The following is a 21,825-nucleotide window of genomic DNA, read 5'->3' on the forward strand; positions in this document are numbered from 1 at the left end:
CAAGGATGGCTTTCTCACCAAGCCTTAAACTGAGGAGAACACAATGACTCAGACCTCAAAGCTTTCTTCTGTTTCACAGCCGGGTATAAAGAGCTTCACGGTAAAGTTGCGTCAAATTATATATATGCCGTTATTGGTAACCCTTGCGGCAATCGCTGGTAATTTTATTTATAATTTTTATATCTTAAGTAACTTGGACAGCAACTCTGCTACTGTGGCCAGCCTGGTTGAATCATTTATTTACTATTTGACTTTAAGCTTATGTTTTTTCTGGATCATCATTCGGGTCATCAGCAGCATCAAACGGTACATCCAATCAGGATCTTTACCGCTTTCTCATCCTATAATTAACCTGTTACTGCCTTCCATTTCCAGTATCATCAAAGCTGTAGCATTCCTTATCATTGCAACAGCCTTCATCCAGCATTTGGGCCTCCCTGAAGAATTCTCTTTTTTACTGGAAAAAATAAGCAGTGTGCTGATTATTTTTTCGATGGGATGGATTCTTTACAAGGTCATATCGCTCGGTGAGACACTCACAGTGCACCGTTATCAAATGAAGGTCAATTGCGATGTCACTGCACGTAAAATGTTTACGCAGGTACTAATTTTAAAGCGCATCGCTTTAGCCATCGTGACTATTTTAGTAGTAGGCTCGAGTCTGATGCTATTTGATAATGTAAAAGCTCTGGGCGCGAGTGTATTAACCACTGCAGGGGTTTTTGGTTTGATAGTGACTTTTACAGCGCAAAAAACTTTATCCGGTTTATTCGCTGGCCTGGAAATCGCTTTGACCCAACCAATTAAAATTGGCGATTCGGTGGTGATTGATAACGAATTTGGAGTGATTGAAGAAATTAATTTTCGCAATGTGGTCGTCAAATTATGGGACTGGCGCCGTTTGATAGTCCCTACCGTGTATTTTCTGGAGCAGCCATTTCAAAACTGGAGTCGCGAACAGTCCAATAATATGATTGGTAGTGTGTACTTATACGCAGATTTCACCTTGCCTGTTGATGAACTACGGGACGAATTAAAGCGCATATTGACGGAAAGCGCCCTTTGGGATCGGAAAATCCAAGGGATTCAGGTAACGGATTTGCAAGATAAAGCTATGCAATTGCGAGTTGTAGCCAGCGCAAGGACAGCAAGTGACGCATGGAATTTGCGTTGCGAAATGCGTGAAAAGTTAATTGCCTTTATATCAAAAAATTATCCATTAAGCCTACCGGCTTCAAGAACGCTTCCAAGCAACATCTAATTAGTATTCGCTGTATTTAATCCCAATGTGAATACAACAAAAAAGGGGGATATATGACATCAATTACAAACTGTTTAAAAATCAGCTTACTCATGATGGCTGCTACAGGAGCTATAGCCTCTTCCGAAGAAGCTCTAAATGAAGATTTGCCAGTAATGGTGGATGAAAATACTGAACTGCAAAGGATTTCTTTAGGGGAGCACAGCTTAACTTACTGTTTTGAGATTAAAAATATTGATACTGAAACGGCATGCCAGTACAAAGAGATTGAAAAAGGAAACATTGAAGAAACTGCATGCCACGATGAGATCGTCCAGCAGCTGATTAAAAATGATTTGGATGTTAAATTTATTTATAACATTAAAAAGCATAAAATTTTGGAAGTTACCATCAATAAACAGCTTTGCTCTCAAATGAAAGATGATCTCGGGTTTGAGTATCGAAATAATCCCATTATTAATTTATAATTTTTTCAGATTTACACCGGAGATCTAAAAATGCTTATAACGCGAGAGCCTGGCCCAGAAAAAAAGATTCAATTTAGAATTAGGATGAACGAATCAATCTATAAGGAAATAGCGGCATACTGTCACTGGGCAGGCATCAGCGTTAAAGATTATTTTATTGAGCAGTCCTGCAAGTTCATTTTCGACAATGACAGTGAGTGGAAAATGTACAAAGAGCAGCAAAAAGCCGAAGGCAAAGATATTGTATAGCCGATTTGCCGACTATCTCTCCAATCCTTTCAAATCAAAATTGTTGATTTTCCATCATGAAGAAGTGTTTATTATAAAGTTCTGGCAGGTTATCACCCTGCCGTCTTTTAACCCATTTGCGCCTATATTGTTTAGCAATAGGAACAATTCCTTCGCATTTAGGGATTCAAACCACCTTCATCAGGTTGATTGATTACCGGCGCTGAGGCCTTTTTCTCTTCTGCTTTTTCTTTATTTCGATGCATCTGAACCAGATGAGTGACAGAATTTGCATATCTATCCCTAACCTCTTGCGCGTGGGTCAATTGAAGCAATTGATTGGCCTCCTGCGTGCTGGGAAAGTCTTTTTTTGCTGGAATAAAATATTTTGAGACGAAGCGTTGTGATTCTTTCTGAATGAGCGATTCCATATGCGATGCCATCTCCGCATGACTTTTTTTAACTTTCCCCTTACAAACAGTCCCTTCAAAGTCCACGAGTTGTTTTTTTTCTTCCGCAGACATATTCCTGATAGGGCTCTCAGTGTAGGTGATTTTTTCAATGGGCTTAATGAATTTCGCTGTTGGAGTTGCGCTCATGATTTCATCCCGCATTTCAGGGTATTTTTCCCATACGCCTCCACCTAATGAACAAGAAATGGCCAAGGCTTCATCATTACCCATCCGATTGATAAAAGATTCGGCAACACCTTCAAAGTGTTGTTTAATGATAGCAGTTAACTCTTCATCAGGATCCAGACCACTATAGAGTATCTTGGCGGCGCCAGGGGCAAGTTTTTCAATGGTTTTGACAGTGTCTTCGTCTGGATCTGGACTATTGATAAATGCCTTGGCCTCTTCCTCTGCAAGATATTTCTTTATGATTGCAGCTGATTCCGTTGAAACAGTCCGATTGACTGGTTTTACCATGAACACCTCACCCTTACTCGAATCCCCATCCGGGTAATCCAGATAACCCATATAGGGAAACCAGGTATCTTTGCTCTTACTATTTTCGCCAGAGGAAGTGTAGAAAGGATAGAGTATGGAGGAATTTCCTTTAATCAATGCAATCGTTCTTGCCTGGGTGACATAAGCATTAATTTGAGCATCTTTAAACGAGTACATAAACCCTCCTTGGTTGTTTGATGTGTAAATTATAGACAAAAAATGCCCGTGAATAGTCTGTGCCTTATGGGATTGCTGCGATGGTTTACCTCAAATCAACTGTCTACGCGATGGAAAATACTTCATTTGAAACCAGCAAAAATACTTGTAAAGTTGGGGAACTTTATTTAAGAATATTTTTAGGCCATACAAGCACCTGAATTATATTAAATGGTGCAAGAAAGTAAATCGGAGTTTCATTTGAGCGATTTTATTCGCGGCATGAGTTATTTTTTACTAGGTTTGCGTCATTTAATGACCAAAGGCCTTAAACGATTTGTATTATTACCAATATTGTTTAATCTACTGTTATTTATTGGTTTATTTTATGTGAGTTATCACTACCTTGTTTCATATTCCGAGTATTACATCAATTTTCTCCCCTCATGGCTAAGTTTTTTACACTGGGCTTTGATTGTCTTGTTTTGCATCAGCTTTTTCTTTTTGTTTCTTGTAACCTTTACAGTAATTTTTAACCTGTTGGCCTCTCCTTTCAATGGCTTATTAGCCGAAAAAACCCAACGTTTATTTTATAAAAGCGATGTACCTTCTATGCCATTTTTTAAAACCGCCCTTCGCAGCATCAAGCGTCAGGGATTATTTTTACGCTATTTCATCCCGCGGTTTGTGGGCATGATTGTTTTATTTTTTATACCGTTTATCCACCCTATTTTCCCAGTTCTGTGGTTCTTATTTAACTCATGGATTTTGAGCATTCAATATCAAGATTTTGTAATGGACAACAATCTGGTTAGTTTTGAAAACATGCGGAATAAAATAAAACAAAAAACCATGGTTTCCCTGGGATTCGGTGCGGGAATAAGCTTGGCAAGCTTTATCCCTTTTCTAAATATTATCTGTTTACCGGCAGCGGTAATTGGCGGGGTATTCCTTTATAAGAATGAGTTTAGGGACCTTTCAAGTTATCCAATTGCCAGCAAGACAACTTCAAACCCTTGTTGAAAACAGACGATTAGCCCTAAACACTTAAATTGGTTCATCAGTTTACCTAAATAAGATCTTTACTTTTAATGAAGTGTTTGTCACGAAATACCAAACCTGTGTACAAACTCAAAAACCTGAAGATATTCACCCTAAGGCAAACCATCGACCAACCACAATTGAAACTGGCCATGTATGGCTTGAATAATTTCCCTTGTATTCAATTCATTAAAAAACTATCGTATGACCGTTAGTGATAGATGTGGTATTTAGAGACTTAAATACCGTATGAATGTTTTAAATTGAAGGAATAATAATATGTCTTCCTGGAAACCAGCAGTTACATTGAGCGAACTCCAAAAAAAAGGGCGTCATTGCGCAACAATTGATGGCCATAAGATTCTATTTATCTGGAATAATAATTCCATCCATGCCGTTGCCTCACAATGTCCGCATTTTAAATTGCCTTTAACCAAAGCCGTGGTTACGGAAGAAAACACCATTGTTTGTCCTTTTCACAAAAGTGCCTTTAACCTTGAGTCAGGTAAGCCTGAATGCTGGACCCCTTGGCCTCCAGCCGTTGGTACCGTATTGGGGAAAATCAGTAAACCTAAACATTTGAGGATATATCCAGTTCGTATTGATGATGACATGATTAGTGTTGACGTTCGTGAAAATCAACTCTCCCATTTAGCCAAAGTGGATTAGAGCAGTAGGCTTACCCTTTCAAGTAAGCGGCAGATGTCTTAGACATCCATTACGTCAATATTTAATTCTAAAAAGAAATCAGACCTAGCCAAATGAAGCCCGGTTCACAGATCAACAACCGGGTTTTCTCCCTTCAAAATCCTATTTTTGCTCTAACCCGTCTAAAATTAAAAGGAGTGCCTCAGGTCATGTTAGCTGGAATTTTGCTGGGACGGCCACTGTGGAGTAACCTGAAACTCCATTGACTTACTAACCCGGAGAATTAATAGCTGGTTATTTCAAGTTGGTAAACCTAAGGAGGGGATTATGAAACAAGACCACGTGAGGGCCAATTCTTCCGATTCGGCCAATCAAGCGATTGATAATGAAATCATATCAACCCTTCATTCATATACTAATGCAAGTCCGGATAAACTCAGCCAAAGGATTGAGGACATTGGCAAAGAATATAATGTGGAAAGAGTATTGGAGCTAAATGCTTCTATTTTAGCTTTTACAGGTGTTTTGCTAGGCGCTTTTGTAAGCACCTATTGGCTTATTCTTCCTGGTCTTGTATTGCCACTTTTAGCAATACATGCAGTTCAAGGTTGGTGCCCTCCTCTGCCCATTCTAAGAGCATTAAAAGTTCGTACCCAGGAGGAAATCGATTCGGAAAACTATTCACTAAAAATTTTAAGGGGTGATTTCGATAATTTAAACAAGGAACAGGACGTGCAAAAAATTTTGCAGCTGGTACGGAAATGACAAACTAAGAAGCAGGTCATCTATGCCCATTTCCAAAATTCCCTGTCCTTTTTCACAAAGCATTGGGCTCATGATTGGTCTAAGCCTGCAAGGCATTGAAAGGGAATTGCTCCATCTTAAGTGACCTCCTGGTTGATGCTAAAGAGGTGACTATGGCAAGCCGGATGCCAATAAGTTCTTTTAATTTGATGCAATTCAAGTAATACTATTCCTAGCGAGATCTGATTCTCCATTTGAAAAGCCATTCTCTCAGCTCCAGTTGGTAGGGGGGTCTAGAGAAATCTTAAACTCACTTTCCAGAGTGACAATAAACTCAGTAGTGCAATCTATTCTGAGTTTTAATGCATTAATTTGTTTTCACAGTTCAGTATTCATTTATTAACAAATTTGCAACAGTTAGGGAGATTTATGAAAAAGCCATGGATGCTATTAGTATTGAGTTTAATCTGTTTTTTCGATGCCTCATTCGCGTTTTCGAAGCAAAATTCAGTAATCACAACCGTTGTAGAACGAACCCCTGTGCCTGTAATAGTCAATGTATCTAACCAGTATTGGGTGGAAACAATTTCCATTTGTAACAACTCATCCAAATCTATTCCGTTAAACGACATTGAATTTAATTTTAATTATTCCATTCCTATGCCAAGCAACATATGGGGACAGCCTTGGGCTGCTTGGCGGGTTGCCAGCCAACAAGGGACTAAAGTTGCCCTGCTTGGCGGAGCACCATACTCCTTAAAGCCTGATCCTAACTGTGCCAATCCATTAACCATACAATTTAATGCCGCTCCGGACGCTCCCGCCCCAACAGGACCCTTTGTATTTTTGGCAGCAGGCGTGACGCCTCCAGGTGATACAGGAAATTTAACAACCATAATGCCTGCTGCCCCAGAGGCCGGATTAAGCACCCCACAAGTCACCGTGAAGGGTATGGGCCAAACATTAAATCAAAGCGTCAATTGGGGTACCCGGTGGCAGTTAAACAATCTTGCTGCGGGTACTTACAGCATTATTTCGTCCACTGTTAACAATGGAACACATAGCTATCAAGCTGCGCCTATTGATGTGACGATTTCTCCACAACAAACCACTGAAGCGACGGTGAAATATACAGTCGTTCCATCCAAAACGACAGGCAACCTAACCATCAATATGCCAAGCCAGCCTGCAGCAGGATTGAATAATCCTAAAGTCACTGTTACTGGCATGGAACAGACCTATAACCAAACTGTGAATTGGGGAACATCCTGGCGATTGACAGACCTCGCTGCCGGTCCATACACAGTGACTGCTTCTCCGGTGAATAATGGGACCAACAGCTATCAAGCTGCCCCCATTAATGCAGAAGTAAAAGCTGAGGCAACCACACAAGTTTCGGTGGTATATACACAAAGCCAAATATCCAGTGAATATGGCAATGGAACTTGGGTTTATGATACGACCTACGATAGTAATGGTCGTAAAACCGGCAGCAAACCTGGGTTATTTGCAGCAAATATAAACCAATATAACAACATAGCAGGTGCAGGCCACAAAATTACCCAGATATTTAGCTACGGTGGCGACATGGAAATGTTTTGTAAGGGATCTGGTGGGGCATCTTCCAGCACACCTTGTACGGCGAGCAATATGAAAGCATTTTATTCGCCAGAAACCACCACAGCCTATTTCAATGCTGCAAATGAAACTTCTAATCCCGTGTCGATGTATCCTGTCCTGGATGGGGTGGTTGGAGGCCCTTACCTCACGACATTCAATAACCTCACAGAAGCTGAAGCGAGTATTTATGCAGATAATGTGGCCAGCCTCTATTGTGCAGATGACAACGTTTCAGGAGTATCATTTGATCTGGAGCCATTTGATATTAGCAAACCAGGGCAAGCTTTTTTCTTCGCGCAAATTGCCAAGAATTTCGCAGGCCAACATAATGGACCCGATCAACCCGATCCTTATCACTGTGTAAACGCAGCACATCCCCAAGGTCGTACATTCTCTGTCTTTACGACTGCAGGTCACGTAAACAGTGCACTTGCAACAATTTTCAATAAATATGGGAATGGTTTTGTTATCGATTCATTATATGACTTAGGCCCTAATGCCGGTGGGGTTGCTAATTCACTTGAAAATTACACAAAGTACGTCAACGCTGAAGTCACAAAAATGATGAAAAATGCTCAAACGTACAATGTGAAATATCAATTTGCTGTTCCCGCATCAGCCTCGGTGCACGAATTTGAAACCGTGAATGGACAGAGTTCTGGTGTCAAACAAATTGATTATTTACAAGCTGCCATGAATGCAATTAATGATAAAAATGCCAGACAAGATCCTCTCTTCTTGGGGATAGATATTTGGGCTTGGAATCAAATGATGATCTGGAGTGGCAAAACGTTCACGCCTGCCCTACCCAGCAGTGCGGTACTCAATTATTTGGCGTCTTCCCTATAAGCCGTTTCTAAATGAAGGGGATAGCGTTCTTTAATGGACGCTATTCCATTTATTGCCCTCAGATATTCATCGATTTAATGATTTACTACTTTCGCACCTGTTTAAAAGAATCGCCCTACCCCAACAAGTAGGTCAAGCCTTGTCCCGACCATTTTGGATAAAACTCAAATTAGGTCAACACTCCACTCGCTGAACAATACAATGCGGCATCGATGAGATCATAGACCCCAAAAAAATTCTCTAACCAATATGGAAATTGTGAGGACGAGGACCGCCCTACTCTTGCTTTAGCTTAGTCGTTACACGAGTGTCTTTTAATTTTTTGCGTATGCTACCTCCCACCATCACATAAATTGCACCGCCAATAATGCAATCGAAGACCATTAAACAAATCACAAACATTTTTAACATGTCATTATTTGATAAATAAAAAACGGCGAGAACTATGGACATTACTCCTGCTGAAACCAACACTAAGGCTTTTGATCTAAATGACATGTAAATCCGGGAGAAACCAATGATTAGCAGGATTGAGGCGAGTAGATAATCCAATACAAGTGGGTTTGTAAATAACGTGCCCAGCAGTAAACAAAGCCATAAAACGTAGAAAATACCAATCAATGGGTGCCAGGCAATAATCCAATAACTTCGAATTGATCTAAACCATTTGTTTTTGGCAGTGATGATTGGTTCAAACAATGAGAAAACAAGGATAGCGAAAAGAAAGCTTCTTACCACCATCACTGCAGAAATTAATGCCAATATCAAAACCACATAGCCTATGGCAGTAAGGGCCTTGTTCACTTCCGCAATTTTTTTCAGCCCTTCTTCATTATTTAAACGAGTAGAAACCATAGCATTTATCCCTAACATTTTCTTAAACCAGAATTCATTTAATTTCTAAAGATCTTCTTGTGTTTTCTTAAGGCATTTACTCAATCAAATTAAGTATATTACAAGAGCAATGGTTTGATTCAGGACTCTCTATTTATTTACAGTCATCGTGCTTGTTTGCGACTTTCCAATCCATTCATGGCAACAACCTCATGAAGAGTGAGTAGGTCGTCCCGAATAGAGAATTCGAGAAAGCATCGGTCACAGCTAAAACTCGGTTACTTTCAGCCAAACAATCATAAAATGTAATTTTATATAGCTCATTCTTCATATTTCGTTAAAGCTCATTTTCTGCCTTTTTTGTGGAATTATTGCACTTGCGTCAAATTTTTGCATAATGCTCCCTTTATTCAACACATATGGCTAATTGTAGCTAAAGGGTATAAATGCATAGCAAAAATGAAATTCAAAAGAATTTGATCGAGAAAGTGAATGAAAAAGAAAAGCGAAATAAAGGAATCAGACCTCTCCAAGGTTTATTTCATTCGAATACTCGAAAACAAGTTCACCGAAAGTATTATCCTTTTGCTTCTTACACCAGTAATTTTTATCTGCCAAAGCGGATTGAAAGGGATTTACTCACCAGGATTTTGGCAAATTTACAAAAGGTGAATTTTATTAGCACTTTGAACCACGTTACAAATCAAGCTTATATTGATTTAATGTTAGATTCCTCTTTTTTCAGTAGAAAATATCTTGTTGAAAAAAATATGTTGTATATAGGTTCAGCGTTAAACGCTTCTACAGAACCAGCTGATTATGATTCAATTTGCTTCGGAATTGATGACGTTGATAGCTTAGCGATACAAAATGCGGATTTAAGATATCCTCCTATAAGGATTTTCATTGATTTTCGAAAATTTTTACAGTTAAAAACTTTTATGCCTGGGCAAGTATTTGTTAAAGAACATGACTTATTATGGTCATCAAAACCCGATTCCCAAGAGGTTAGAAAAACAGATTCCCTGGCTAAAGATCACAAAGTATTCGCTGCATTTGATATTCCAGATGAATTTTCCGATGGCATTAAAATTGGGAAGATAAATTTAAAGATTTACCGAAATGCCTGCGGCATAAAATTTATGATTGATGAGAAAAAATACGTCCTTCATTACACCTATAATGGAAAATATTTAGAGCCTTATCAACAGAGTCCAACTGAGGAAGAACAATTGTTCTTCAATATTCAGGAAGATGTAATTGAAGCGGATTACGGACAGACCATATTTTATGGGCAGCCTGGAAATGTGGAAAAGTTTTTCGTCATGCAATTTTTTAGGCATTTAGAAAAATTGCCTAAACTGATGGATTTGATTTGCCAAGAATTAAATCAAGTTAGGGATGAAGAAATGATTTCAATTTTCAACCTAATAGGGAAAAAACTTTCCGCAGGTGCGGAATTTAATTTTCAAAGAGCCGTCAATATCCCTATAGAAGCAATCACAGAAATCCATTTTATATCCAATTTTAATATTTCAGAAAAAAATAAGAATTTCTATGCAAAATATTACAGTTGTAACCTTATTTTTTCTATACCTGAGATTCAAACTAAATCCATAAAAATTCTTGATCTTATTGATTGTGTTCAAAATGATAAAAGGATTGAACTGCAGGAGATAGAAGCCACATTCAAGCCCCTATTTAAAAGTTATAAATTGGTCGAATACCTTTTGAATTTTTCTATCGAAGGCTCTGATACCCATCAGTATTTATTAACTAAATTTACTGAAATCCTATCATTTGAAGAAAGAAATAGATTACTGGATAGAGAGCCTGTTTCAAACATAGCTGATCGTATAGGTCTTATTATGGGAAACAGGACCAATTGTTAACGATATTCTATATCACTGACGAGCTGGCCGGGACTCGGCCTGACCATTTCCTGAAACCCCTGTTTAGGAATTTCTAACTGCATCGATGATAAATTTTTTAACGCCATTGTTAATCTTTGACTGCTGTGATTAAATTCGACCCGCAAATTTCTAAGGGATCACGTCTATGGCAATTCACAAAATTAAATCAGCAGTAATTGTTTTTAATCATCCAGAATATGGAGAGCGCCTATTATTCCAGCAAGGCCAAACAAATCCACGAAACGAATTAGGAAAAAATGGGGTGACCGTGCACCATTGGCCTGCATCAATGTTTTATAGAACCATTAAGATTGAAGCAAACCAGATTCTTGAAAATGGACAACAGAGAAAGACGGTGTTTGTTGTAAATCGGAGCAGTTTAATAAAATATATTGGTGGACATGCCAGCGCCAATGATTCGGATAGCAAACTTATCAGGATATTAAACAACAAACTCTGGAAATCTGAATTAAATAATCCCACTCTGGAAGATAAAGAGCGCCAAAATACTGCAGGTGAGCATCTTCGCCATGCAGGCCAACATAACCAACGTCGAATCAATCTCTGGACTGATCCAATTGCCGATTCCTTCAAGGGTAATTTCCTGAGCTGGCTATATCAGGTAACCATCCGGAGTTCTTTCCTCATTAAGGTGCGCTTTTTTTTCTTTGGTAAAGAAAAAAATATTTTCGAAACGGGTGAGATCCTTGCAAAAAGCCGCTATCACCAGACTTATGCCAAAGTCCCTGCATACAGGCAACATTTAAAAACTTTTAATGGTAGAGCAGTTGATGCATCTTACGGCGATGTTCCTGTTACATCGAAGGGGATTTACATCAAAGTCCAGGAACACGATTCAGACCTTCATTGGCAAGGCAAATATCCAGAGAAGGGAAAAACCGATACTTCTACGGGTACAACAGGTAAACCTACAACCTGGGTGCGTAGTGAGCGTGAATTGGATACCGTTAAGAAGTCACTAGCCCTGGCGGCAAAAATTCAATTTGGCAATCGAAAACTCAATTATGTGAATGCCTTTGCGCTAGGTCCATGGGCTACTGGCTTAACCACTTATGAATTGATGCGTGAAACAGGTTCTGTTTTTGCAACAGGCCCAGATAAAGAAAAAATTCTGGATGAGCTCGTACGTATAACCAAATATGAAAAACACCAGCTTGAATTGGCAGTTAACAACCTGCAACGAGCCAATCCGGGTATTAGCGAAGAAGGTGGAAGGATTATTACAGAAATTATTGATAACACCCTCAAAGCCTTGTTAAAAAATCGTGATCTAAAGCTTGCTGACGCTTTGGATGCCCAAATCGCTGCACTTTCTAGCCATAGAGCAAAAGCATTTATGAATCGCTATAAAGCCAAAGTTAGGGCTATTGCTGAAACATTAAACAAAGAGAAAAGCCAAATCATCATCGCGGGTTACCCCCCTTTTCTTAAGGATTTGGCTGCCTATATACAAGATAAGGGCTATAGCTTAGCTGACTTTTCAGCCATTGCTGTGGTTGGCGGCCAGCCCATTTCAGAAGCAATGCGCGATCTGTTAATACAAGACGGATTTAATCAAATCTACTCTTCTTATGGTGCTTCGGATTTAGATATTAACCTGGGTGTTGAGACGGAGTATGAAATAACAGTGCGCAAAGCAATTGAACAAAATCCAGGTCTTGCCCGTGAGCTTTATGGCCCCAATAAAGGTCTACCGATGGTCTTTCACTACGATCCCTGGAACTATCATGTGGAGTGTCTTGATGAAGGCAAAGATGAAGCGCATGCGGATGACAAAGATTCACTCATCTTTACTGCCACCCGAAACGATCGCTCATCCCCCCGTATCCGTTACGATTTAGGTGATAAGGGCAGAATCTATGCTTCGAGTGATGTGCAAGCCTTGCTGGCAAAATACGGTATTTTCCAGAAACCTAAAACCAATTTACCTTTGATTTTTGTGTGGGGACGTGATTCCACTGTGGTATTCAATGGGGCTAATCTGGCCTTTACTGAATTAGAACGCGCTGTTACAGATATAGATACAGAGAGTAAAATTCTTAAAAAAGCATTTTACAGCTATATCGATGAAAGAACGGGTGAGGACAAACTGGAAATATGGCTAGAACTCAATGATGGCATCGAGATGGAAGACCATGAAATGAATGATTACTCACAGGCTTTGTTTACAAAGCTTGTTGGATTGAATCAGGATTTCCGTTACCAATTAGAAAGCCTTGAGGAAGGAACCCCTCTCCCTATCATCCGTTTCTTTAAACGTGGTGCAAGCCCGATTAGCGAAGCGGGTGGCCATCGTAAACAAGTACTCGTATTCCAGAAAGAAAATTTACCGGAAGGATTTCTAATGCCAGGTGAAGATCTTTGCCAGGCTGTGGGTATCAATATGAATGATACTATCCTTCATCCACAACCCAATGGTCTGGTTTTATAACGACGGACGATATTTTGTAATCATGGATGATTCAAAATATCGTATTCTGTATTTATCGCGAATGCCTTTGCTATGAATCTGAATGTGTAAATCCGATTCTTCATGATCATAGATGAGCCTTTTTGCTTTACTCTTATTAATCAAGTTTTGGCGACAACATTGTTATTTCGTGAACTTGCTTGCAGAAAGTTTCTTTGATTAACAGAAAGCTAAGAATAACCCCTATAAATATGAAGGCTATCATTAATGAAAAATTCATTTGATAGTTAACAAGTAAAGGATAGGCTGTGGCGCCCCGCTCAAGCATTGTACTAATCAAGGGCGCACTAACCGCGCCGAAGAACATAATCAGCGTGTTGTTAAAAGCCAGTCCTATCGTTAGATAGCTGGATTGACAATATTCACTAATGATCGCAAAACCCAGGCTCTGTCCGCTTGCGCCAATACCCAGTAGAAAAAAGCAAAGCAGAATACTTAATGGATTAAGTGGAAGGTAAATAATTGCGCTTAAACTGAACAGCACCAAACCAATACTAAAAAGCATGCTGGGTTTTCGTTGTTTTAATTTATCGGATAAAAAACCCAAAACAGGGCATCCGATTGCATAGCCTAGCCATGCAATCGTAATGAGGTAAGCTGCGAAAGTAGCAGAGTGCCCCTTGGCCATTAAAAAAGAAATGCCTTCATTTTCTGACAAATATTCCAGAGAAAAGTAAACACTTGAGGAATAAAAGCCTATCCACCAAACTTGTTTTTGCCGAACCAGTTGATACAAATTGGAAAGCAAGGACGACGGTCTTGCTAATATAAAAAGGGAATTAGCTTCCTCTCTATTTTTATCAACAAAGCAAAACACGAGAATGGAAAATATCCCACCAATTAAAGCAAGTACTAAAAACAATTCGCGCCACCCTAAAACATTAGTTTCTAACAATGCATTTAGAGGACCTGCAGCAAGCATAGGCCCCAGAGTACCGATGAACTGGGATAAGCCGATAAAGAAAGCAATATTTTTCCGCGGCAGCCAATCATAAACCGCGAGTAGTAAACAAACGAAACCAAAGGAAGAACCCAAGCCCATAAACAGTCGAAAAAGTAATGCCATTTGGTAGTTGTGGACAAAAGAAAAACCCAAGTTGGAAACTGAGCAAACAAGAGCAGCAAACAAGAGCGTTTTCTTTAAGCCATATCGGTCAGCAATGATTCCCACCGGTAACTGCATCAATCCATAAATTATTTGATAAGCAGTTGAACTCATGATTGCAAATTGAACCGCAGACAAATGTAAATCTAGGATAATTGAAGATTGAAACGTGCCTAATACAGTACGTAAAAAAAACTCATATAAAAAGAAAAATGCACAAATGAGCCAAATTATAGTGCCGCGAACCGTCATATATTATGTCTCAGAGCATTTCGTCAATGAACGTTTCGCTCCAAACACCTAAAGCCGTTTCAGCGCGATTATTATCGATGAAGGAAGCGATTTTAAAAATGGATTCCCCTTCATGAATGAGAGGGTGGCGATTAATCCCTACTACAATACCATCCGATGGTGCTTTGATTGATTCCACTTTCCCTGCTCCAAAAGGATCATTAATTAATCCTATGATTTGTTTTTTGTGAATACGCTGCCCCAACTCCACTTTACTTTTGAGTACACCACTCATGTGTGAATAAATCCAGTCCTGATCTTCTGAGAATACAGGTTTGAATCCTTCTGAGGTTTTTTCACTGTGAGCAGACAACATACCAAGCGCATGCAGTACTCTATAAATCCCGTCCAATCCCAGGGATATTGCAGACTCATTAAAACGCAAAGCCTCCCCTGCTTGGTATATGAGCAAAGGGATATTGAGCTTTTCAGACGTTTGGCGTAAGGAATTTGTTTTGGCTTTCATGTTGGTAATCACCGGAGCAGCAAAGGCTTGCGCAAGCGTTTTACTCGTTGCATCCGACACATTACAATATATCTGCGGTAAAATGTCGTGGTTCAATGAACCACTTTGTAACTCAATGCAATAATCCGCTTTCGACAATATCTCCTTTGTGAACACATGGGCCATCCTTTCACCATAAGTTCCATTCTTTTTACCAGGAAAACATCGTTCAAGATTAATTTCGAAAGACAGCGTTTTTAAATGATTCACCAACGACAACACATTCAATACGGGTATAGCAATCAATGTACCCTGTAAATTTTTCAGGTGTTCGGGATTTAACAGACGATTGATGATTTCAAGGCCATTTAATTCATCACCCTTCAATGCAGAAAAAATAAGGATGCAGGGGCCAGCCTGTTTGCCATGGACTACCTTGATGGGCATGTAAAAGGAAGTACATGAATATAATTCGGGAAGAGGAAGAGCCAAATTAGCTACTTCACCAGGATGTATGGTTGCGTCACATATGCTTAGATTAGAATTTTTCATACCAATAAAATGCCGGTATTACCCTCACATTGTTATTCATTCGAATTTCATTCTAACAAAGATATTTAAATGGTACAAAAATTAGCATCCTGGTGTTTACCTAAAGCCGCCGCCACAAAGTCATGGCTACGCTGATTTCAAATGGTAAATCGGGCCTTGGCCTGAGCGCTTCTTCATTATCCGCAAGCATAACCCCTTCGATTCGACCACAATTTTCTTCGCTGGCTATTTCTTGAAATTTCTCCATCAATAAAGCAGCCCCTCTTCTTTGCCGATATGCCTTTAGGACAAATAGATCATTTAAATACAGGTTTGCCTTGCTGTTTGCAGTATAAAATTTCGATGCTCAATGTAAAAATTGGCAAACCCTGCCTTTTTACCATCCATAATTAAGATTAAAAAAATAGCAAGAGGCCTTTTGCCAAAAAGGCTTGTTTAAAATCAGGCTTTGAATATTTAAAACGATGTAGTACACCCTGTTCTCTTAAATCCTCGCTTAGTGTTTCATAAATGAAGTCAACGTTCTCTTCAATTGCAAAGCGCACGTCGTCTCTTTAGACCATGCTTTCGGAAATCCAATGAAATATGAAGATCCAAGCCTATTAAAAGCACTCTTTCCCTAAAAAGCTTGTGTGTCGGGCCAAGGCCCGACCTACGCTTACTGCTCTAGCGTTTAACAGCCTGAGCCAGCCATGAGTATAAGGGGTACCAGTTGATTTTGGTTCACGACATAAGTTTTATTCGGAGTAATGCCTACCCAGTTAGTTATTAAATCAGGATCTGGCTTATCACTTGACCATGCTATGAGCCTAAAGTAGCGGGCATTATTCGGTGAACTGAGCTGAATTTTTCCTTTTTGATTGGGCAATACGAATGAGTTCGCACTCAATGCTGCGCCTTTAAGCATGCTATTATTGGCTTTTTGTACCGCTCTTGCTGAAGTAGCCCACTGTACTGCAATTTGGCCTAATCTGCCCTTTTCTGGATAATTCGTTTTATTCTCAAGTACAATGCTGTGCGCAAAAACAACCGAGGCCATGAAGTATAAATATAAAAACATTATGAATTTTTTCATTTTTTTCACCTAAAGGGTTATTGAATAATCTTGCCTTCCTGAGGTTCGCAACTTGCATTTTCATTAATCTTTGGCGCTGTAAGAGGAAACTTACCTTCAGAGGAAAGCGTCTTCATCTTGCCTAGATTTTTGAAGCTTTCTTTAGGAATATGCACGGCTACGTTTTTGATGGTATTGACTGCTTCAGGAATTTTGAAATTACCTACCATACTTAAGAACTGGTAACTTTCCTTCGCCGAGAACCCTTGAGTGCGGACTAACAATTCAATAGCATTTCTAGAGGCAAGCTGCATGGCTTCAAACAGATCCTCATTCAAACCCATCACAATCCATTCTTTTGCATTTTCAATAACTGGCCAAGTGAACAGGCTATTACCATTACGTTTGGTTTTATCAAATACCCCTTCAGCTCTTAGATCTTTTCGAACGATGAATTGCAAAGTGATCCCTTCATACGAGGTTTCAAGTGCAGTAACATCAATTTCACCATTGCTTTGCATTGCATGTGAATCACCGGTCCAAACTAATGCACCCTTTTGAAAAACAGGTAAATAAAGAATAGAACCAACTTGCAAACTGGGCTCATCAAGGTTACCGCCAAATGGACCAGGTGGAACGGAATTAAATTGTCCTGGAACAGGTTGCCCCATATGCGAATCTAAATTAACGGGCCAACCATCAGGCCAATCTGTGGGAGGAGCTACTGCAATAATTCCTGGAAAGGGTTTTAAATGTAAGCAGATACCTTTGGTAAATTCAGTAGTGGTTTTTTCTTTATTGTACTTAAAGTACATGATTTGAGGGGTTGTAAATTCCGATAAAATCCCTGCGGTAGGACTTAAGAAATTATAGCCAAAATCGTTTAGTTTGATATCTAAAATCCGAATCTCAAGCACATCACCTGGTTCAGCTCCCTCAATGTAGACAGGACCAGTTAAGCTGTGCATTCCACGTCTATTTTGAATATCATGTTTTTGATAAAACTGTGCAACTCCAGCAGGGGTGGTCTTATTAAAAACCATTTCATGCAAACAACTGTTCCAGGTTTCAAGAGATACGGAATCGCCAGAGTGAATTTTAACAGCAGGTTGCTTATCTAAGGTAAAAAGCCCTAGAGTTACTGTGTCTTTTGTTGCAGCTACACGGTAAGTTTCCGCCGACACAGTAGAGATAACTAATACGACTAATAAACAGATATTTTGGATTTTATTTAGCATTTCTAGTCCTTAAGAATGGCTAATGAACATTTTGCGATGAAGCTCAACAACTATGTAATACATTTTAAAAAAAAGACAGCGGAATTCTCTAATTTTAATATTCTGTTCTGAGGAATCATCACTCGAAAAATTTGGCAGTTGGATTCGCAAACAAATGCTTGATCGAAATTGCTACACCAGATACATCTCATTGAACTTAAAACATCCATTTGGGATTTTGAATTCTACAATGCCGTTGCACGAAATCGAACCCACAGGCCTATTCGTCCAATTAGCTTTGAAAACGAGGTTAATCCAGTAAGTTTAGGTTGGCCCTCGGCCTGACTCCGTTTGCTGACTCATGGATTAAGTAAATACTCAATCCCATAGAACGTGCCAATGGAAGAAGGTTCTAAAAAATCAATGAGGCGCCTCTTGTAAATGTGCCTCATTACAACCATGACACTAGGAGCCGAGAAGCTCCTTTAAATAAGGACAAAGAGCCTCTGTTCAGAATCGATTTCGAGGTTTCTTTGGTGTTTTTATTGGATTTTTTATAGGGTTTTTGGTGTAAATCGGGTCATTAAGATTTCTATTCCTTTCATCACTCCCTCCCGAAATATTTTTCAAATCCTCTTGTTTGATTTTTTCTTTTTTTATGGAACCTGGAGAAGATTTTTTCATAATTTGCCCCTATAGCAAGGAAGTTCTTTTTAATCATAGTTCAAATTTTAATCAAAGGATTTATACCGATGTAACCCTTTTCCGGTATACCGATTAGAACAAGAATTATTTGACGATAAGCAGCGTAGATCCGGCCTTGACTCGACAAATTCTTGAAAAAAATGTTGTTTCAACATCGTGGGAAGGAAAATTAATTTGTCGAACTAAGGGCTGACCACTTAATTAAACTATAATGACACTTAAGGCATTAAGTTTGGGGTCAAAATGTTTTATAACAACCGAGAAGTAGCTAAGAAGGAGCAGTTAAAATTTGAGGAAATTTTCGATAACAACGGTAAAAATGAGCATCATATTAATATATTGAGTAATAAAAAAATTGTAGGGCATTGCATCTATAAAGACAGAAAGGATGGAGATATTGATTTTACTTGGATAGAGGTGAAAGAAGAATTCCGAGGAAATGGCTTTGCGAGTAAATGTCTGGATTATATATGTCAAAAAGCTTTAATGGATTCAAGAGCATTAATTATTAACGTAGTTGATGAAGAGGTTTTAAGTAATTTTTATTTTAAATGGTTTAAGCGGCGTGTTAATCCCAACGATATTGATGATTACGATGATGAGGTTTTGGATTATTTTAATAATTTAGTAACGAATGAGGACAAATACCTCAATGCTCATCACCCAACATTAGTTCTGAAACCAGAAGACATCAATTGGACTCCGGATCAAAAACCGATTTTCTCAAATAAATAAAAATTAAACAGAGGCGAGTGGACGTCCCTTTTAGCTTCTTCGGCCTTCAGGCTTTTAGCCATGTCTTCCACTCTTTATGCGCTTATAAACTCGGGTTCGAAATTCTTGATAAAATTTTGGTTAAAATTGCATTTAGGAAACCACCTTGCCTGTCGACGGCTTACCCACCCTGCTAAAAGAATCAAGTATTCTTTTAAGTGGAGCATTAGTGGCAAGTTGTAAAATTTGTAAACTTTAATGCCCATGAATTAGACTTTAAAATTCATGAAGTTAGAAAAATTTGCTTTTTGTAGCTTAGCAAAGTAAAACTAGACTTAGGATCATCTAAACAAGGGAATTGAAATGAACTTAGTAACTTTATTAATTTTAGTAGTTATATTGATAGCCATATTGCCAACATGGCCCTACAGCAGTGGATGGGGCTATTACCCAAGTGGACTCGTGGGCATCATCCTGATTGTGTTGATAGTGTTGTTATTAACACGCGGTGGAGTATAACGTACAACCCGTCTACCTTAGCAAAGGAAGCCAGAGTTAACGTAATCGCTGAAGCTTTGTTTTTCCACAGTCCCAACAACCTTAGGTCGGGCCTTGGCCCGACAATTTCTTAATAAAATCGGCTTAAATTGCATTAGGAAATTCAAGCAATATGAGGGCTTAGCCCCTATTAAAAATCAAAGCATCCTTCAGTGATAATCAATGATTTGTAGGGTCAAATCTGACCAACGCTTTGCTTTATTTTCCAAAAACACGCTTTATTAATATGCTTGAACTGAGAGAGCCCGGATGGCATGAAAATATTTCGTCCACTCTGGTTAATCATTAACATTTGTAAAGTGTAACCCTCCCCTAAAATAGGTGCATTTCTGATTAGAGTTCTCCAAGTTAAACTATGTTTGAGGAGAACAAAAATGAAAAAATCGCGTTATACAGAAACACAAATTGTAAAAATTCTAAAAGAAGTCGAAGCAGGTCGGCTGGTTAAAGAAATTTGTCGTGAATATGGGATTTCAGATGCAACCTATTACAACTGGAAAGCCAAATATGGTGGCATGGAGGCATCCGACGTAAAACGTCTGAAAGATCTTGAAGAAGAGAACCGTCGTCTAAAGCAAATGTATGCTGAGCTAAGTCTTGATCACAAAATCCTGAAGGATATTGTCGAAAAAAAGCTATGAAGTCATCTGTGAGACGGGAGCTGGTTGATTATGCAGTGAATACTCATACTGTGAGTTTACGCCGTGCTTGTAAGGTTGTGGGTATCAGCGACTCGGTTTATCGATATAAGCCGGATAGCCAATCCGATGAAGGCGTTATTGTGGCATTGCAGGAATCATCCGAACGCTATCCGGCGTATGGCTTTAGTAAATTGCTTAAAGTCTTGCGCCGTCAGGGTCATAGGTGGAATCATAAACGCATTTATCGGGTATATTGTGAACTGAAGCTCAATATGCGTCGTAAAGGCAAAAAACGGCTTCCTAATCGCTCACCTGCCCCCTGAGTGTGCCAGCATCCATTAATCAGTGTTGGTCTATGGATTTTATGTGTGATGCGTTGATGTGTGGCCGACGCTTCAGAACATTTAACATAGTAGATGATTTTAACTGTGAAGTGTTGGCTATTGAAATCGATTTAAGCCTGCCTGCTCAGCGAGTAATTCGCGTATTAGAACGTGTTGTTGCATGGCGAGGTTTCCCTGCTAAATTACGCATGGATAATGGCCCTGAATTTATCTCAAGCACATTAGCAGACTGGCCTGAAAAGCATCAAGTGGCTTTAGAATTTATTAAGCCAGGTAAACCAACGCAAAATTCATTTATTGAGCGATTCAATAGAACTTACCGCACAGAAATATTGGATATGTACGCGTTTAAAAATCTACAAGAAGTCAGAGAGCTGACAGAAAACTGGATAAAGGAGTATAACGACGAGAGACCGCACGATTCGCTAAATGATTTAACACCGTGGGAACATCTGGCAAAAAATAAGACAATGAACTCTAATTTAGGTTGCCACTAAAGATGGGAGCTTTACAAAATAAAGCTTGAATAAACATAGAACAATGCTATTGTTCTATATTTTTTCTGGATAAATTAATAATTGCTTAAAGGATAAAATAGGTTCGATAGTGTAGGGGGAAATTAATGGATTCTAGATCCATAGGCGGTATTTTATTAATTACAGGAACTTCCATTGGTGCTGGTATGTTGGGATTACCCATTGCAGCTGCAAATATTCCTTGGGTTACCAAGGCATATATTCGTCCTTATCTTCCTCAGTTTCTATCCTATTAGCAAAATAATCTTTCATGATATCTCCAATCCAAAACCATTTAAAAAGGGTCCGGATTATAGGTTTATTCACTTAGTAAGGCAATTGAATTATGTTGCTCTAGATCAAATCCAAATTTTTTGATAGGAAAGATTGATTTCCCTCTTTGTTAAAATTCACTTATTAATTCAAATAAATATAGGAAATACTTATCAAGGATTTTGTAAAAAAACTGAAGTTTTAATCTT

Annotated in this window: 21 protein-coding genes and 1 pseudogene; 13 read left to right on the top strand and 9 right to left on the bottom strand. The window is 39.0% G+C overall.

Annotated elements, in window-relative coordinates:
* The first annotated feature begins 43 nt into the window (after nt 1-43).
* From EL203_RS08750 to EL203_RS08760, 3 genes are all read left to right on the top strand, one after another.
* Nucleotides 44-1,261, top strand: coding sequence for a mechanosensitive ion channel family protein (locus EL203_RS08750; RefSeq protein WP_058469659.1), 1,218 nt, complete (start codon nt 44-46; stop codon nt 1,259-1,261).
* Nucleotides 1,262-1,314: 53 nt separating this feature from the next.
* Nucleotides 1,315-1,728 carry a hypothetical protein gene (locus EL203_RS08755; RefSeq protein WP_058469658.1) on the top strand — a complete coding sequence of 138 codons (414 nt, stop codon included), beginning with the start codon at nt 1,315-1,317 and terminating at the stop codon, nt 1,726-1,728.
* Nucleotides 1,729-1,812: 84 nt separating this feature from the next.
* A complete protein-coding gene (locus tag EL203_RS08760) occupies nt 1,813-1,977 on the top strand; it encodes a hypothetical protein (protein ID WP_232003924.1) in 165 nt (54 codons plus the stop codon).
* 158 nt (nt 1,978-2,135) lie between these two features.
* Here EL203_RS08760 and EL203_RS08765 read toward each other — a convergent pair whose 3' ends face one another.
* The gene (locus EL203_RS08765) at nt 2,136-3,083 is read right to left on the bottom strand and encodes a hypothetical protein (protein ID WP_058469656.1); all 948 of its coding nucleotides are present in this window, start codon (nt 3,081-3,083) and stop codon (nt 2,136-2,138) included.
* A 240-nt stretch (nt 3,084-3,323) separates the two neighbouring features.
* On the opposite strand from EL203_RS08765, the gene cysZ reads away from it, so the two are divergent.
* From cysZ to EL203_RS08785, 4 genes are all read left to right on the top strand, one after another.
* A complete protein-coding gene (gene cysZ / locus EL203_RS08770) occupies nt 3,324-4,085 on the top strand; it encodes a sulfate transporter CysZ (RefSeq protein ID WP_058469678.1) in 762 nt (253 codons plus the stop codon).
* Nucleotides 4,086-4,382: 297 nt separating this feature from the next.
* A complete protein-coding gene (locus tag EL203_RS08775; protein WP_058469655.1) occupies nt 4,383-4,772 on the top strand; it encodes a Rieske (2Fe-2S) protein in 390 nt (129 codons plus the stop codon).
* Between the two features lie 306 nt (nt 4,773-5,078).
* A complete protein-coding gene (locus tag EL203_RS08780) occupies nt 5,079-5,516 on the top strand; it encodes a hypothetical protein (RefSeq protein ID WP_058469654.1) in 438 nt (145 codons plus the stop codon).
* Nucleotides 5,517-5,924: 408 nt separating this feature from the next.
* Nucleotides 5,925-7,964: a hypothetical protein gene (locus EL203_RS08785; protein WP_058469653.1), complete on the top strand. Its 2,040-nt coding sequence runs from the start codon at nt 5,925-5,927 to the stop codon at nt 7,962-7,964.
* 276 nt (nt 7,965-8,240) lie between these two features.
* Here EL203_RS08785 and EL203_RS08790 read toward each other — a convergent pair whose 3' ends face one another.
* A complete protein-coding gene (locus EL203_RS08790; RefSeq protein WP_058469652.1) occupies nt 8,241-8,819 on the bottom strand; it encodes a hypothetical protein in 579 nt (192 codons plus the stop codon).
* A gap of 425 nt (nt 8,820-9,244) precedes the next feature.
* On the opposite strand from EL203_RS08790, the gene EL203_RS08795 reads away from it, so the two are divergent.
* Complete coding sequence (locus EL203_RS08795) at nt 9,245-10,690, top strand: hypothetical protein (protein WP_058469651.1); 1,446 nt, start codon at nt 9,245-9,247, stop codon at nt 10,688-10,690.
* 166 nt (nt 10,691-10,856) lie between these two features.
* Complete coding sequence (locus EL203_RS08800) at nt 10,857-13,163, top strand: phenylacetate--CoA ligase family protein (RefSeq protein ID WP_058469650.1); 2,307 nt, start codon at nt 10,857-10,859, stop codon at nt 13,161-13,163.
* Between the two features lie 136 nt (nt 13,164-13,299).
* Here the strand turns inward: EL203_RS08800 and EL203_RS08805 are convergent, their stop codons facing one another.
* From EL203_RS08805 to EL203_RS14420, 7 genes are all read right to left on the bottom strand, one after another.
* Nucleotides 13,300-14,559: an MFS transporter gene (locus EL203_RS08805; RefSeq protein WP_058469649.1), complete on the bottom strand. Its 1,260-nt coding sequence runs from the start codon at nt 14,557-14,559 to the stop codon at nt 13,300-13,302.
* A 10-nt stretch (nt 14,560-14,569) separates the two neighbouring features.
* Entirely contained in the window at nt 14,570-15,595 is a 1,026-nt protein-coding gene (locus EL203_RS08810) for a succinylglutamate desuccinylase/aspartoacylase family protein (RefSeq protein ID WP_058469648.1), read from the bottom strand.
* A 100-nt stretch (nt 15,596-15,695) separates the two neighbouring features.
* The gene (locus EL203_RS08815; protein WP_122225059.1) at nt 15,696-15,905 is read right to left on the bottom strand and encodes a GNAT family N-acetyltransferase; all 210 of its coding nucleotides are present in this window, start codon (nt 15,903-15,905) and stop codon (nt 15,696-15,698) included.
* A gap of 85 nt (nt 15,906-15,990) precedes the next feature.
* A complete protein-coding gene (locus EL203_RS14415) occupies nt 15,991-16,140 on the bottom strand; it encodes a hypothetical protein (protein WP_156413804.1) in 150 nt (49 codons plus the stop codon).
* 128 nt (nt 16,141-16,268) lie between these two features.
* A complete protein-coding gene (locus EL203_RS08820; protein WP_058469647.1) occupies nt 16,269-16,670 on the bottom strand; it encodes a hypothetical protein in 402 nt (133 codons plus the stop codon).
* A 17-nt stretch (nt 16,671-16,687) separates the two neighbouring features.
* Nucleotides 16,688-17,887, bottom strand: coding sequence for an acetamidase/formamidase family protein (locus tag EL203_RS08825; RefSeq protein WP_058469646.1), 1,200 nt, complete (start codon nt 17,885-17,887; stop codon nt 16,688-16,690).
* A gap of 489 nt (nt 17,888-18,376) precedes the next feature.
* Complete coding sequence (locus EL203_RS14420; protein ID WP_156413803.1) at nt 18,377-18,550, bottom strand: hypothetical protein; 174 nt, start codon at nt 18,548-18,550, stop codon at nt 18,377-18,379.
* Between the two features lie 264 nt (nt 18,551-18,814).
* Between EL203_RS14420 and EL203_RS08830 the strand changes: the two genes are divergently transcribed.
* The 4 genes and pseudogenes from EL203_RS08830 (at nt 18,815) to EL203_RS08845 (ending at nt 21,600) form a co-directional block, all read left to right on the top strand.
* A complete protein-coding gene (locus EL203_RS08830; protein WP_058469645.1) occupies nt 18,815-19,306 on the top strand; it encodes a GNAT family N-acetyltransferase in 492 nt (163 codons plus the stop codon).
* 342 nt (nt 19,307-19,648) lie between these two features.
* Nucleotides 19,649-19,804: a DUF3309 family protein gene (locus EL203_RS08835; RefSeq protein ID WP_082647102.1), complete on the top strand. Its 156-nt coding sequence runs from the start codon at nt 19,649-19,651 to the stop codon at nt 19,802-19,804.
* A 413-nt stretch (nt 19,805-20,217) separates the two neighbouring features.
* Nucleotides 20,218-21,325: pseudogene (locus EL203_RS08840) on the top strand (IS3 family transposase).
* Between the two features lie 125 nt (nt 21,326-21,450).
* A complete protein-coding gene (locus tag EL203_RS08845) occupies nt 21,451-21,600 on the top strand; it encodes an aromatic amino acid transport family protein (RefSeq protein WP_126320111.1) in 150 nt (49 codons plus the stop codon).
* The last annotated feature ends 225 nt before the right edge of the window (nt 21,601-21,825 follow it).

It is taken from the genome of Legionella jordanis, assembly GCF_900637635.1.
Lineage (GTDB): Bacteria > Pseudomonadota > Gammaproteobacteria > Legionellales > Legionellaceae > Tatlockia > Tatlockia jordanis.